The sequence below is a fragment of the Bacteroidales bacterium genome (assembly GCA_017521245.1).
In the GTDB taxonomy this organism is placed as follows: domain Bacteria; phylum Bacteroidota; class Bacteroidia; order Bacteroidales; family G3-4614; genus Caccoplasma_A.
The window spans coordinates 1-12,741 of the sequence record JAFXDI010000025.1 but is presented as its reverse complement, the minus strand read 5'-3'; the positions used below and the strand labels follow the sequence as shown (position 1 = coordinate 12,741).

Genomic DNA, 12,741 nt, shown 5'->3' with positions numbered 1-12,741 from the left:
CTTTTACAAAAAAAAGAGAGTGACCGAAATTATATTTTCTCGATACACTCTCTAACTAATGTCCAATATACTCTTTTATTGTTGTTTTGCTTGACGCTTACGCTCTATCTCATCCAATATTATTTTACGAATACGTAAGTGGTGTGGTGTTACTTCAAGGTATTCATCCTCTTTGATATACTCCAATGCCTCTTCAAGCGAGAATATCACAGGAGGAATAATACGCGCTTTGTCATCTGCTCCTGATGCACGCATATTGGTAAGTTTCTTTGATTTTGTTACATTTACCACAATATCTCCCTCTTTGGCATTTTCGCCCACTACTTGTCCTGCATATACTTCATCCTGAGGATGTATAAAGAAACGACCTCTGTCTTGTAATTTATCTATTGCATAGGCGTATGCTGTTCCACTCTCCATTGCAATTAACGAGCCATTTGAACGGCGATCAATCTCTCCTCTCCATGGCTGATACTCCAAGAAACGGTGTGCCATTATTGCCTCTCCTGCCGATGCTGTTAAGACATTGTTACGCAAACCTATTATTCCGCGTGATGGAATTACAAACTCCATATGCACTCTATCGCCTTGACTCTCCATAACCATTAAATCTCCCTTGCGACGCGTTACCATATCAATTATTCTATTAGAATACTCTTCGGTTACGTTTATGGTTAGTTGTTCAACAGGCTCACTTTTTACTCCATCTATCTCTTTTATAATTACCTGAGGTTGTCCTACTTGCAATTCATAGCCCTCACGACGCATTGTTTCTATCAATATTGACAGATGCAATACTCCACGTCCAAATACTGTCCATACATCTGAGTTCTCCGATTTCTCTACTCGTAATGCAAGGTTACGATCAAGTTCTTTTGCTAAGCGGTCGGCAATATGACGTGAGGTTACATATTTTCCGTCTTTTCCAAAGAAGGGCGAATCGTTATTAGTAAAGGTCATTGACATTGTTGGCTCATCAATGGCTATACGTTTTAGTGGCTCTGGATTTTGCACATCAGAGATTGTATCTCCAATCTCAAAACCTTCAATTCCTACAAGAGCACATATATCTCCCGATGACGCTTCAGTTACTTTTGTACGCCCTAACCCCTCAAAAAGATGCATCTCTTTTATACGTTGCTTTACTACGCTACCATCTTTTTTACACAACGATACATCCATACCTTCACGAAGAGTTCCGCGATGAATACGACCTACCGCAATACGTCCTACATACGATGAAAAGTCTAACGATGTAATCAACATCTGAGGTTCTCCTTCAAGAACTTTAGGTGCTGGTATTGTCTCTATTATTGTATCCAAAAGAACGGTTATATCTTCAGTTGGTTTACGCCAATCAAGCGACATCCAGTTCTGTTTAGCAGAACCGAATATTGTCGGGAAGTCTAATTGATCTTCTGTTGCATTCAAATTGAACATAAGATCAAAAACCATCTCCTGCACCTCATCAGGGCGACAATTTGGTTTATCAACTTTATTTACCACAACTATGGGCTTTAATCCCATCTCTATTGCTTTTTGCAACACAAAACGAGTTTGTGGCATTGGTCCTTCAAAAGCATCAACAAGTAGCAAACATCCGTCTGCCATGTTTAATACTCGCTCCACCTCGCCTCCAAAGTCGGCGTGTCCTGGAGTGTCTATAATATTTATCTTGCAATCTTTGTAGGTTATTGATACATTCTTTGATAAGATTGTAATTCCCCTCTCTCGCTCAAGGTCGTTATTATCAAGTATTAACTCGCCAGATGTTTGATTCTCACGAAAGAGTTTTCCCGCAAGAAGCATTTTATCCACGATTGTTGTTTTTCCGTGATCGACATGGGCAATAATTGCAATGTTTCTGATTTGTTGCGACATATATAAGAATTTGTTTAGTCGTTTTTACTCTTGGAATACCCCTCTACTTTCTGGCATCCTCTATAATTGAATAAAACTTTGTTTTATTTTAGGTGCAAAGTTACAATTTTTCTGCGACTTTAAGTGTCAAATTTATACTAAATATACAATCCGAGAACTAAAAAAAGGCTATCGAATATTTTCCGACAGCCTCTTTTTTCTCTTTTTGTAATTGAGCCTTTAACTCGATTACTTTCTGATACCAAGCTCTTTGATGATAGCACGGTAACGCTCAATGTCAATTTTAACCAAATAGTCAAGCATGCGACGACGTTTACCTACTAACATTTTCAATGCTCTTTCAGTGCTATAATCTTTGTGATTTGACTTTAAGTGTTCAGTCAAATGAGCGATACGGTATGAAAATAATGCTATCTGTGCTTCAGGTGAGCCAGTATCAGTATTAGACTTTCCGTATTTCTCAAAGATTTCTCTCTTTTTCTCAGAAGTTAAATACATCTTAAAAAATTGTTTATGGTTAATAAAAATTTGCGGTGCAAAATTAATACATTTTTTTTAAATGTGCAACTCTTTGTATTATTAGTTATAGTCTAATTGGACTAATTATGCTGATAGATGATAACTACCCCACTCTCTCGTACACTACAAAACTATATGGGTGGCAGTGCTTTTCATCAGCAGGGTTATCTTGTCGGGATACCTCTTTCCACTCTGTTTTATCCAACTCGGGGAAATGAGCATCTGCATCAGGAAATGTAGTGTGTATCTCAGTTATATATAGTTTGTCGGCATATTTTAATACTTGAGCATATACCTGAGCACCTCCTATAAAGAATACCTCTTCTTGCTCTTTAACTGCCTCTATCGCCTCCTCTACACTATGATAGGTTTTGGTTGAGGGATACTCAACCTGCGAACGCGATAGCACTACATTGTCTCTACCTGGCAATGCTCCATTGGGTAGCGAAAGAAATGTTTTGCGTCCCATTATTATGGTATGCCCAAGCGTAAGCGACTTGAAATATTTCAGGTCATTTGGTAAGCGACATAGCAATCCATTATCCTTACCTATTGCTCCGTCCTCCGCTACTGCTACTATTACAGATATTGTTGCCATACACTTTTATCTCTTATACTGACACTACTCCTTTTATGTGTGGGTGAGGATCGTAATCAACCAACTCAAAGTCTTCAAATTTAAAATCGAAAATACTCTTTACATCGGGATTTATCTTCATTTGAGGCAAAGCTCTTGGCTCTCGAGACAATTGCAATTGCACTTGCTCCATATGATTATTATAGATGTGAGCATCTCCAAGTGTATGAACAAAGTCTCCCTCTTTTAATCCTGTTACTTGTGCCATCATCTTCAAAAGTAGTGCATACGATGCTATATTAAATGGCACGCCTAAGAATATATCAGCACTACGTTGATATAGTTGTAACGATAATTTACCATCTGCCACATAGAATTGGAAGAAGCAGTGACATGGGGGTAAGTTCATATTTGGCAGATCTGCTACATTCCATGAACACACTATTATTCTTCGAGAGTCGGGATTGTTTTTTATTGTCTCCACCACCTCTGATATTTGGTCAATATGTCCACCTTTATAGTCGGGCCATGAACGCCATTGATAGCCATAAATATGTCCGAGATTTCCGTCCGGATCTGCCCACTCATTCCAGATACGAACTCCGTTATCTTGCAGGTATTTGGCATTTGTATCTCCCTTTAAGAACCATAGCAACTCATATATGATTGATTTAAGGTGGAGTTTCTTTGTTGTTAATAGAGGAAAACCATCTTCCATCTTAAAACGCATCTGATGTCCAAACACCGATGTTGTTCCTGTTCCTGTACGGTCGCTTTTTACTACGCCTTCATCAAGAACTCTTTGTAATAGATCTAAATATTGTTTCATCTTTATTAATATTTGCAGTTAGTATCTACTTGCTATTTTTAGATTTCTCTAACAACTAAAAACTAACAACTAACAACTGATTATAACCCTGTTCGGTATTTACCGTCTGTTATATCTTCTAATATACTCAAATATGAGGCATATCGCGATTGACTTATTCTCTGCTCCTCCAATGCTTTTAATACTGCACAACCCGGCTCGTTGCGATGTGTACAGTTTCCAAATCGGCAATTGGCTGACTCTCTAAAAATTTCAGGAAAGTAGTGCGATACCTCCGTCTCTTTAAAGTCGATTGTTCCAAACCCTTTTATTCCTGGAGTATCTATAACTGCTCCTGAGGTTGGTAAATCGAACATTTCAGAGAATGTTGTTGTATGCATTCCCTTTCCGTGAGATGAAGAGATATTGCCCGTTCTAAGATTTGCATTGGGTATTATCGCATTTATTATGCTCGATTTTCCTACTCCAGAATTACCCGAAAGCAATGTAGTTTTACCCTCTAACTCTCCCTGTAAAGACTCTATTCCCTCACCTGTTGCTGCCGATACTTTCAGACATTTATACCCTATTGTTTCATATAGGTTTATAACTGCATCCAAAAGCTCTTGCTCCTCTTCGTTGTAGAGATCAATCTTGTTAAATACAAGTATTGCTGGTACTCTATAAGCCTCGGCTGTTGCCAAAAAGCGATCAATAAAGACAAGATTTGTTTGAGGATGTACTATTGTTACTATCAAAAGGGTTTGCGACAAGTTGCTCGCCAATATATGCGACTCTTTTGAGAGATTTGAAGCTTTGCGTATTATATAGTTTTTACGTTCCTCTATCTCTTTTATATAGGCTACGCCACCGCCAACCTCCTCAACCTTAACATAATCGCCAACCGCTACGGGATTAGTGGTGCGTATTCCTTTTAAACGAAAGTTCCCTTTTACTTTACATAAAAGGGTTTTTCCGTTATCGAGTCTCACCCAATAACCACTTCCTGTATTTTTAGTTACTAAGCCTCTCAACTCTTTTGTTTGCGATTATACAGTCAAAATCTCTTTCTCCTTCTCGGCAAATAGGTCATCTACTTTTTTAATATATTTGTCGTGAAGTTTTTGCACTCTCTCCTCTCCGTCTTTTGCCATATCCTCTGGCATTCCCTCATTCTTTTGAGCTTTTTTGAATGCCTCTATTGCCTCACGGCGTGCATTACGTATTGCAACTTTTGCATTCTCAGCTTCACCCTTTGAGCGTTTTACAAGATCGCGACGACGATCCTCAGTGATTGGAGGTATTCCCAAGCGGATATGCTCACCATTATTCTCAGGTGTGATACCAACAGCTGAGTTTTGAATTGCTTTCTCAATCTCACGCAACATACTCTTTTCCCATGGTTGTATCATTATAGTTTTTGCATCGGGAACTACTATTGTTGCTACTTGCGAAACGGGTACTGAAGAGCCATAGTAGTCAACTCTTACTGGATCTAACAAACGTGCCGATGCTTTTCCTGCACGTATTGTTGCCAATGCCTCATCTAAAAATGCGATACTCATCTCCATTTTCTCGCCTGCTGCGTCTAATATTACATTTAAGTCTGCCATAATATTTCGTTTTTTTCTGTTTTTATTCTTGATATACTAATGTTCCTATATTCTCGCCCGAAAGTACTTTTTTAAGGTTACCAGCTGTATCCATATCAAATACTATAATGGGTAGTTTATTCTCTTTACATAGTGTTGTTGCTGTTAAGTCCATTACTCTGAGATTGCGATTATATATCTCATCGTATGTGATGCTATCAAATTTTACTGCATTGGGATCTTTCTCAGGATCGGCTGTATAGATTCCATCAACACGTGTTCCTTTTAGCATAACATCAGCCTCTATCTCCACTCCTCTCAATGCTGACGCTGTATCGGTTGTAAAGTATGGATTTCCTGTTCCTCCTGCCATAATTGCTATCTTACCTGATTTTAAGGCATCAATTACTCTGCTCTTTCCGTAAGGTTCGCCTATTGGGAACATTCCTACTGCTGTAAATACCGCTGCGGGTTGCCCTGCTGTCTCTAATGCCGATTGTAGTGCAAGACTATTTATTACGGTTGCCAACATACCCATTTGGTCGCCACGAACTCGGTCAAATCCTTTTGATGCTCCGCTCAATCCGCGGAATATGTTTCCACCGCCAATTACAATTCCAATCTCAATGCCCATATCCGCAACCTCTTTTATCTGTTTTGCGTATGCTGCAAGATGATTTTCATCTATTCCATAGCCTTTTTCGCCCATTAACGACTCACCGCTGAGTTTTAACAATACTCTTTTATACTTTACTTCCATAGTAGTTATTTTATTTATCTGTTCAAAATTATAAATTTTGTGTGAACTTTCATACGTTTTGCTAATTTATTTTTTACATAAGGATATTATTAGAATTTTCTTTATTAATTTAGATGCCTATTTTAGAGTCTTTATTTATGATTAAATCTATTATTATAGGAACATTATTATTTATCTCTTCTCTCGGGACTTTGGTATCAGGAGAGAATAAAATAGTTCTCAAAGCCGAAGAACATTTCCTTAAAAAAGAGTGGAAAGAGGCTTCGGAGATATACAACATTGTATTGAATAGTGAGAAAGATAACATCTCGCTATATGCCCCTTCGATTATTGCCGCAGGAAAATGCAACAACTACAATAGAGTTATCTCATATATCACAATTTCAGAGAACAGAGGTATTCCGTTAGACTCTGTATTAACAAGAACATTAACTCTTTCTCTTAAAACTCGCAGTACAGAGATTTATGAAAATACTCTTTTACTTATTAAAGAAAAACAACCTTGGTTAAAGAATTTTATCAATAACCGCCTTTTAGATTTTTACTTTAACAGAAAAAATAACATAAAGTGCATTGAGGTTGCTGATGCAATTATTGAGAGCAAACCTAAGAATGTTTGTAACATTATGATTGTTAAGGCAAAAGCAATGAACGATATAGGCGACATCAACTCTGCCATTAGTGTAATGGAAGAGGTTTTTAATATAAATCCTAAAATAGCAGAGGCTCGATTATTCCTTGGAAACTATTACTTTATATCTGCAAAACAGAGCATTAAAGATGGTAACTTTATAGTAAGGCTACCCGAAAAAAATAGTAAAAAAGGAGAATCTATTAAGTATATAAACACTGATATATACTCTGCTCTTAAACGTGCAAAGAGTTATTTAGATGTTGATTTCCTTACCAATAAACGTCCCTACGTTAAAAACATTATAAAAGAGATTGATGCTATGATTTCGGCATTTGAAGCTCCAATTACCAACAACTGACAACTAATAGCAGACTGCTACCTCTTTGGATTATTTATCTGCCAAGCAAATCCACAACTTACAGCCCAGCACTCACGAGGATTAGAGGCGTCAATATTTGCTGCAACATCAAGTTGCACTCTGTCAGATACCATATAGTTTAATCCAAAATCTACACCATAGAAGTTTCCATATCGTGCAAAGTTATTGTAACTCTCAGCAAAGCATCCCAAACGTGAGTTGATTGAGAATCCCAAACATAAAGCCACAAATGCCGATGGAGTTGCGGTTGCTCCATCCCACTCTGCTCCTACGTTATACCCTATACTAAACCAATCATTTACAGAATTATCGAATAGCAGGTAAAACGATGGTGCCAATCGCTCAACAACAAAGCCTTCGTTTCCTGTTGCAGGGAGTGCCAAGTCAGCGAGTATTGCTATTGCCGGTATTCCACCCTTGCCCTCATAACATAAAATTTTTGTCCCTATGCTCAATCCCGAAAATGCTGGACGCCACTTATCGCCATCTTTATATATTAAAGCATCGCCACCTAATCGCAATTCCACCCCATTGAACAATCCGTAACGAAACAGAGTGTTACTGAAGGTAAATTGTCCGCTACCTCCATCTCCGTCATATTGAACTCCTTGTTCCCACTGTATAACATTTTTTGCTACCACCCCCGTTCCTGTTGATGCTCCCGGACGGTCTGCTGTAAATTCCACCTCTTGCTCTTGCGCTACTGATGTTAATGCTACAAACAGTAATAATATAATTGCTTTTATCTGCTTGGCTATTTTCATAGTTTTATTAACTATATTATATATTCAACTTCTTTAAAAGCATAACTTCGGATAAGGTTATCGCAATGTTTTAACATTAAACACCCATTAGGTTCAACTCCTATTATTGTTGCCTCTTGAATGTTGTCTTCGGAGTCTATTTTATATTTTGATAGAAAATTTAATCTATATAACAAACTATGATACAATACACTTATCTCCTCTACTCCCTCTCTGACAAAGTTTTGGTATTGTTGCTCTATCTCACACACTACCTCCTCTAATATGTCTTGCAAGCAATATGTTTGTTGCGTTAATATTGCAAGTGATGTGGGGTTAGGCAAGAAAGGAGAGAACTCTGTTTGATTTATGTTTATTCCAACACCTACTATTGAGGTATTTAGATTGTTTCCCATTAGAGAGTTTTCAATCAGAATGCCACATATTTTTTTATCTCCGCAATAGATGTCATTAGGCCACTTAATGGCAATATTTTTAACATATTTACTTAGTATGTTTGCTATGGCAACAGAGACAATTTGCGACACTACAAATGCTTTGGTTGCCGGTATTGTTTGAGGTCTTATAAGTAGTGAAAAGAGAAGGTTTTTGTCTTGTTCCGACTCCCATACATTTTGACGTTGTCCTCGCCCAGATGTTTGAAAACCTGCACTTACCACAAAAAAAGCGGGCAAGTTGGGATTCTCTTGCAACATTTCTCGCATAAGGGTATTAGTTGAGGTTGCTTGGGTGTAGTGTATATGTTTTTTCATCGGGTACGAAGATCGGGCATAAATGCGTCAATAATATGTTCTAATTCGTAGTTATCACTACCTGCATCTCCAAGCACTACCGAGATTATATCAAAGCGAATATCAAGGTGATGCGGTTGCAGTTCAAGATAGTGATTGGCAGCATCAACAGTACGTTTTATTTTTTGTGGTGTCACAAAATCTTCTGGATTTCCATAGTCTGTTTTTGAGCGTGTTTTCACCTCAACAATTACCAATTCCATACCATCTTGTGCAACTATATCTAATTCATATTTTCCGGAGTGCCAATTCTCTTCGCAAATTGCATAACCTTTTGAGGCAAGATACTCTCTTGCCAACTCCTCGCCACGTTTTCCCAAACTGTTATGCTTTGCCATATATTTTAGTTGTTAGTTGTTTGCTCTTCTGCAAAGATAGTGCAAACCGAGAGCAGAACTAAACTTGTTTAAGTTATGCCGAGGTGCAGCCTATTTTCGCAATGGTTTATCCTTTGCAAAGATAGGGATTTAAAACTTTTTAGCAAACATTATTGGGATGCGATATGTTGGTATAATGAAATGTATAATAAAAAAAGATTTATGATTTATCTGAATGGTGAGGTGCAAGAACTAAAACATAAGTTTATTGCAAATGGGGCTAAGGCTCCTGATTTTACTATTACAACAAGTGAAATGAAGAGATTACATTTATCGGATTTTAATGACAAATGTATTGTTTTTAATATCTTCCCAAGCATTGATACCGGTGTTTGTGCTACATCGGTTAGGCGTTTCAATAAAATGGCGGCAGAGTTGAAGGATTGTGTGGTGGTTTGTGTTTCAAAGGATTTACCTTTTGCTCTGTCGCGTTTTTGCGGTGCTGAGGGCATTAAGAATGTTATTACTGCATCAGACTTTTATCCTGGGGACTTTGGCGATAACTATGGAGTTGTAATCTCTAAGGGGATTCTTTCAGGGCTACTTACTCGTGCTATCGTAGTTGTTAAAGATAAAAAAATCTATTACACTCAACTTGTTGAGGATATTAACTCAGAGCCTGACTATATGGAGGTTATTCAAGTTTTGAGTTGGTAAATAGTAATGGCTATATACAAGCAGAGAGAGCAATTGCCCTCTCTGCTTTAGTTACAATTTTATATTTTATTCTAAAAGTTTTTTGGTATAGGCCATCCAAGTCTTGGATTATCCTCTCCTGTTTCAAATTCATATGGATACTCTGCGGGATCTCCCTCAAAGTATAGACGTTGACCTCCTGAGTTCTCACCTGGTTGTCCAAAGATTGACAATGCAGCCTCAATATTTGGAAGGTCATATAGAAGGATGTTTTCATCACTCTCATCGTGTGGAATACGACGTAGTTGCAATTCAACAGGGAATGTTGGAACTCCTTGCCATTTTTGTACTGATGGGAACAAGCGAGGATAACCTGTTCGGCGATAATCTACCCATGCCTCATGTCCATTGGGGAAGATTGCCATCCATTTTTGTGTGATGATTTTCTCTAATTTAGTCTCTTTAGAATCTGTATCGTCCCATGCTACACAAATATCTAAACGTCCGTCAATATTGTTATTTGCATTAAAGATGTCAACATAGTGAATATCGTAGAAATTTCCTGCTTTCTTTTGTTGAACAACTTTAGTTTGCGCAAGATATGAATCTACATCTGCACTATATCCATATTTAGCAAATGCTGAACGGATTCCCTCTTCGTATAATGCTTTAGGATCTCCTCCTAATCCCCAACGTAGAGCAGCCTCTGCTTTCAAGAAGATGACCTCCTCTTTTGTTACCCATAATTGACGCTCATATTTGAATGATACTGAGATTCCTGAGAAGTTATAGTATCCTGCACCCGTAGTTCTGACTCCTACTTTTGTTCCTTGACGGATTCCGTAGTAGTCTGCTTCTGCTTTTGTTTTTATACCAGTTACTATACATGCTACAGCTCCATAGTTTTTTTCAAAGAATTTCGCAATCAATGGATTTCCGGTACGTTTCATAATGTTCTCAAAAGAAGCACTCATGTGGCTATCGCCCCATCCTCCTTTTTGAGATGAAATCTGATAATATGGGTGAACTGTTATACCCTCTTTGTATGCAGGACCAAAATCCTCAGTAAGTACTCCAATCTCATCGAACAATGCCTCTGAAGCAACTTGTCGTGCAAGTGTTGGATTTGGTTTTGCTAAATACATTGCTATACGCAATTTAATGGTATTTGCAAGTTGTACCCATTTTTCCCAACGATACTCAGAGAAAGCATATTTAGCATCACCTTTGTCGTATGCATCTCCCTCTACTCCAATCAATGATTCTTTATCTGGTTTACGCTCTTTAAGAGTTTTAATTGCCTCATCTAAATCGTCAAGTATCAAATTGTATGTCTCCTCTTGAGAAGAATATTTAAGAGGACGTGTTACTTTTAAATTACGAGCATCTTCGTAAGGTACACAACCTGCGTTGTTTACTGCGTGTAGTGCTGTTTGAGCATAAATAATTTGAGCAATTGCTTTGTACTCGGGTACTCCAAATACCTCAGCGTATGTATAAGCATTATACAATGCACTTGTGGGTCCCATACTACATGCTGAACCATAATATCCATTAGGCCATTGGTATGTATTGGATAGCGCTGGTCCATATTGGAAGTCACTACGGCTTACTGTTGTATATCCTGCAAACACATCAACTGAATTGGCATTTGAAGTCTGATAACCGAAAGGACTTGTTGCAACAACACTGCTTTTTGAATCAGTCAATGCACTTTGCAACTCCCATTTGATGAGAGGAACATCTACTAGCATTGAATCTGAATTTTTAAAAGTGACACTATCTATTTTTGATATGTACAAAGTTTCAGTTGTTCCATCACTATTATATATCTTTAAAGTACGAACTTGACCATAATCTGCATATACTCCTATGGTCATAAAAAGCATTATAAGCAGTATGCTATATTTATTTATTTTATTCATAGTTATAATTTCTTTATTTCAAATAAGATGAATACTTATTACCATTCAAGCAATATATATGTTTTTGTTCCAACAACTTTTCCTGATGCAGTAGACCTTGATACCTGTAGATCAAATGTCCACTCATCTCCAGAGATTGTAATTGTTCCTCCATTGATAGTAAATACATCATTTGATGGGAACGTAATAGTTCCTCTGAAGTCTGTACCTGCTGTGTAAACTCCTTCACCGCTCAACTCTGTATTTAATACTATAGTGAATAGGTCTTCTGAACCTTCCTCTGTATCCATGTAGTATGTACCACCCTCGCCAAGGTCAATTATATAATATCCATCCCATTGAGGGTCGTTGAAGTTGACATCTGCTGAGACAGAACGTACAGAAATATCTTTCATTGCTGTAACTGTATAACCGAAATCATCAGTTATTGTTGCTGTGATTGTTGCAGTTCCATCTGCTTTAGCAGTGATATTACCTTCAGCATCTACCTCTACAACCTCAGGATTGCTTGAAGTCCAAGTGTATTCATTGTCATAAACTTTGTAAGCAGAAAGAAGCAATGCCTTAACTTTATCTGTTTCGCCAGGTAGATACTCGTTTTTAGTTGTTGACAATTGAAGTTTATCTCCTTGTTCTGTTTGGTTAATTCTGAGTTTAGCAGTTACTGTTAAGACAGCTGTTTTATCACGAGATGTTGCTGTTACAAGGATTGTTCCTGCGTGAGTAATTGATATCTCAGGAGTAATTTCTCTACCTGTTGTTTCATCAATTCCTGATTGTTTAACAGTTGCCTCTGCTCCGTCTTGACACTCGATTGAGAATACTGAAGGCCATGGACCTACTGACTCCTCAGGTGCAATGTAAGTATATAGAGGAACTGATCTTGCTGTTGTCTCTTGCTCAGTGATAACCTCTGCTACAAGTGGATCGGCATCGTTAACGAATACTACGCTCTCAACTTCAACAGTATTGCGGTCAATCACATTTACAAGAGCAGTAGCTGTTTGAATACGGTATGTCTCGTATAATGCTTTGTCCTCTTCTGATAATGAAGGATCATCTGCTTTGGGGTTCTCAATTGTAAATCCAATATTTGCT

General features: G+C 37.8%; 14 protein-coding genes. 2 read left to right on the top strand and 12 right to left on the bottom strand.

Annotated elements, in window-relative coordinates; genetic code table 11:
- Positions 1–75: 75 nt before the first annotated feature.
- The 7 genes from typA to IKK64_05080 form a co-directional block, all read right to left on the bottom strand.
- Entirely contained in the window at positions 76–1,881 is a 1,806-nt protein-coding gene (gene typA, locus IKK64_05110; GenBank protein MBR4119441.1) for a translational GTPase TypA, read from the bottom strand.
- Between the two features lie 228 nt (positions 1,882–2,109).
- Complete coding sequence (rpsO, locus tag IKK64_05105; GenBank protein ID MBR4119440.1) at positions 2,110–2,379, bottom strand: 30S ribosomal protein S15; 270 nt, start codon at positions 2,377–2,379, stop codon at positions 2,110–2,112.
- Between the two features lie 124 nt (positions 2,380–2,503).
- On the bottom strand, positions 2,504–2,998 hold the full coding sequence (locus IKK64_05100; protein MBR4119439.1) for a dihydrofolate reductase: 495 nt from the start codon (positions 2,996–2,998) through the stop codon (positions 2,504–2,506).
- 13 nt (positions 2,999–3,011) lie between these two features.
- On the bottom strand, positions 3,012–3,806 hold the full coding sequence (locus tag IKK64_05095; GenBank protein MBR4119438.1) for a thymidylate synthase: 795 nt from the start codon (positions 3,804–3,806) through the stop codon (positions 3,012–3,014).
- Between the two features lie 80 nt (positions 3,807–3,886).
- The gene (gene rsgA / locus IKK64_05090; protein MBR4119437.1) at positions 3,887–4,819 is read right to left on the bottom strand and encodes a ribosome small subunit-dependent GTPase A; all 933 of its coding nucleotides are present in this window, start codon (positions 4,817–4,819) and stop codon (positions 3,887–3,889) included.
- Between the two features lie 15 nt (positions 4,820–4,834).
- Complete coding sequence (gene frr / locus IKK64_05085) at positions 4,835–5,398, bottom strand: ribosome recycling factor (GenBank protein MBR4119436.1); 564 nt, start codon at positions 5,396–5,398, stop codon at positions 4,835–4,837.
- 22 nt (positions 5,399–5,420) lie between these two features.
- Positions 5,421–6,137, bottom strand: coding sequence for a UMP kinase (locus tag IKK64_05080; GenBank protein MBR4119435.1), 717 nt, complete (start codon positions 6,135–6,137; stop codon positions 5,421–5,423).
- 137 nt (positions 6,138–6,274) lie between these two features.
- On the opposite strand from IKK64_05080, the gene IKK64_05075 reads away from it, so the two are divergent.
- Positions 6,275–7,129 carry a hypothetical protein gene (locus IKK64_05075; GenBank protein ID MBR4119434.1) on the top strand — a complete coding sequence of 285 codons (855 nt, stop codon included), beginning with the start codon at positions 6,275–6,277 and terminating at the stop codon, positions 7,127–7,129.
- A 17-nt stretch (positions 7,130–7,146) separates the two neighbouring features.
- Here the strand turns inward: IKK64_05075 and IKK64_05070 are convergent, their stop codons facing one another.
- Genes IKK64_05070 through IKK64_05060 form a run of 3 tightly spaced genes read right to left on the bottom strand, consistent with a single transcriptional unit; the run spans position 7,147 to position 9,043 of the window.
- Entirely contained in the window at positions 7,147–7,914 is a 768-nt protein-coding gene (locus tag IKK64_05070) for a transporter (GenBank protein ID MBR4119433.1), read from the bottom strand.
- Between the two features lie 11 nt (positions 7,915–7,925).
- A complete protein-coding gene (locus tag IKK64_05065; GenBank protein MBR4119432.1) occupies positions 7,926–8,666 on the bottom strand; it encodes a biotin--[acetyl-CoA-carboxylase] ligase in 741 nt (246 codons plus the stop codon).
- Entirely contained in the window at positions 8,663–9,043 is a 381-nt protein-coding gene (locus tag IKK64_05060) for a YraN family protein (GenBank protein ID MBR4119431.1), read from the bottom strand. Before IKK64_05060 ends, IKK64_05065 begins: the two co-directional genes overlap by 4 nt.
- 201 nt (positions 9,044–9,244) lie before the next feature.
- Here IKK64_05060 and tpx point away from each other — a divergent pair, with 201 nt between their 5' ends.
- On the top strand, positions 9,245–9,739 hold the full coding sequence (gene tpx / locus IKK64_05055; GenBank protein MBR4119430.1) for a thiol peroxidase: 495 nt from the start codon (positions 9,245–9,247) through the stop codon (positions 9,737–9,739).
- A 71-nt stretch (positions 9,740–9,810) separates the two neighbouring features.
- On the opposite strand, the gene IKK64_05050 is transcribed toward tpx, so the two are convergent.
- Positions 9,811–11,643, bottom strand: a complete 1,833-nt coding sequence (locus tag IKK64_05050) for a SusD/RagB family nutrient-binding outer membrane lipoprotein (protein MBR4119429.1) — start codon at positions 11,641–11,643, stop codon at positions 9,811–9,813.
- 38 nt (positions 11,644–11,681) lie between these two features.
- On the bottom strand, positions 11,682–12,741 hold a 1,060-nt coding region (locus tag IKK64_05045), incomplete at its 5' end, for an Ig-like domain-containing protein (GenBank protein ID MBR4119428.1).

What these genes read in the sequence shown, in the direction of transcription:
- typA (MBR4119441.1), bottom strand. Translation starts at nt 1,881, where the DNA reads ATGTCGCAACAAATCAGAAACATTGCAATTATTGCCCATGTCGATCAC.
- rpsO (MBR4119440.1), bottom strand. Translation starts at nt 2,379, where the DNA reads ATGTATTTAACTTCTGAGAAAAAGAGAGAAATCTTTGAGAAATACGGA.
- IKK64_05100 (MBR4119439.1), bottom strand. Translation starts at nt 2,998, where the DNA reads ATGGCAACAATATCTGTAATAGTAGCAGTAGCGGAGGACGGAGCAATA.
- IKK64_05095 (MBR4119438.1), bottom strand. Translation starts at nt 3,806, where the DNA reads ATGAAACAATATTTAGATCTATTACAAAGAGTTCTTGATGAAGGCGTA.
- frr (MBR4119436.1), bottom strand. Translation starts at nt 5,398, where the DNA reads ATGGCAGACTTAAATGTAATATTAGACGCAGCAGGCGAGAAAATGGAG.
- IKK64_05080 (MBR4119435.1), bottom strand. Translation starts at nt 6,137, where the DNA reads ATGGAAGTAAAGTATAAAAGAGTATTGTTAAAACTCAGCGGTGAGTCG.
- IKK64_05075 (MBR4119434.1), top strand. Translation starts at nt 6,275, where the DNA reads ATGATTAAATCTATTATTATAGGAACATTATTATTTATCTCTTCTCTC.
- IKK64_05070 (MBR4119433.1), bottom strand. Translation starts at nt 7,914, where the DNA reads ATGAAAATAGCCAAGCAGATAAAAGCAATTATATTATTACTGTTTGTA.
- IKK64_05065 (MBR4119432.1), bottom strand. Translation starts at nt 8,666, where the DNA reads ATGAAAAAACATATACACTACACCCAAGCAACCTCAACTAATACCCTT.
- IKK64_05060 (MBR4119431.1), bottom strand. Translation starts at nt 9,043, where the DNA reads ATGGCAAAGCATAACAGTTTGGGAAAACGTGGCGAGGAGTTGGCAAGA.
- tpx (MBR4119430.1), top strand. Translation starts at nt 9,245, where the DNA reads ATGATTTATCTGAATGGTGAGGTGCAAGAACTAAAACATAAGTTTATT.
- IKK64_05050 (MBR4119429.1), bottom strand. Translation starts at nt 11,643, where the DNA reads ATGAATAAAATAAATAAATATAGCATACTGCTTATAATGCTTTTTATG.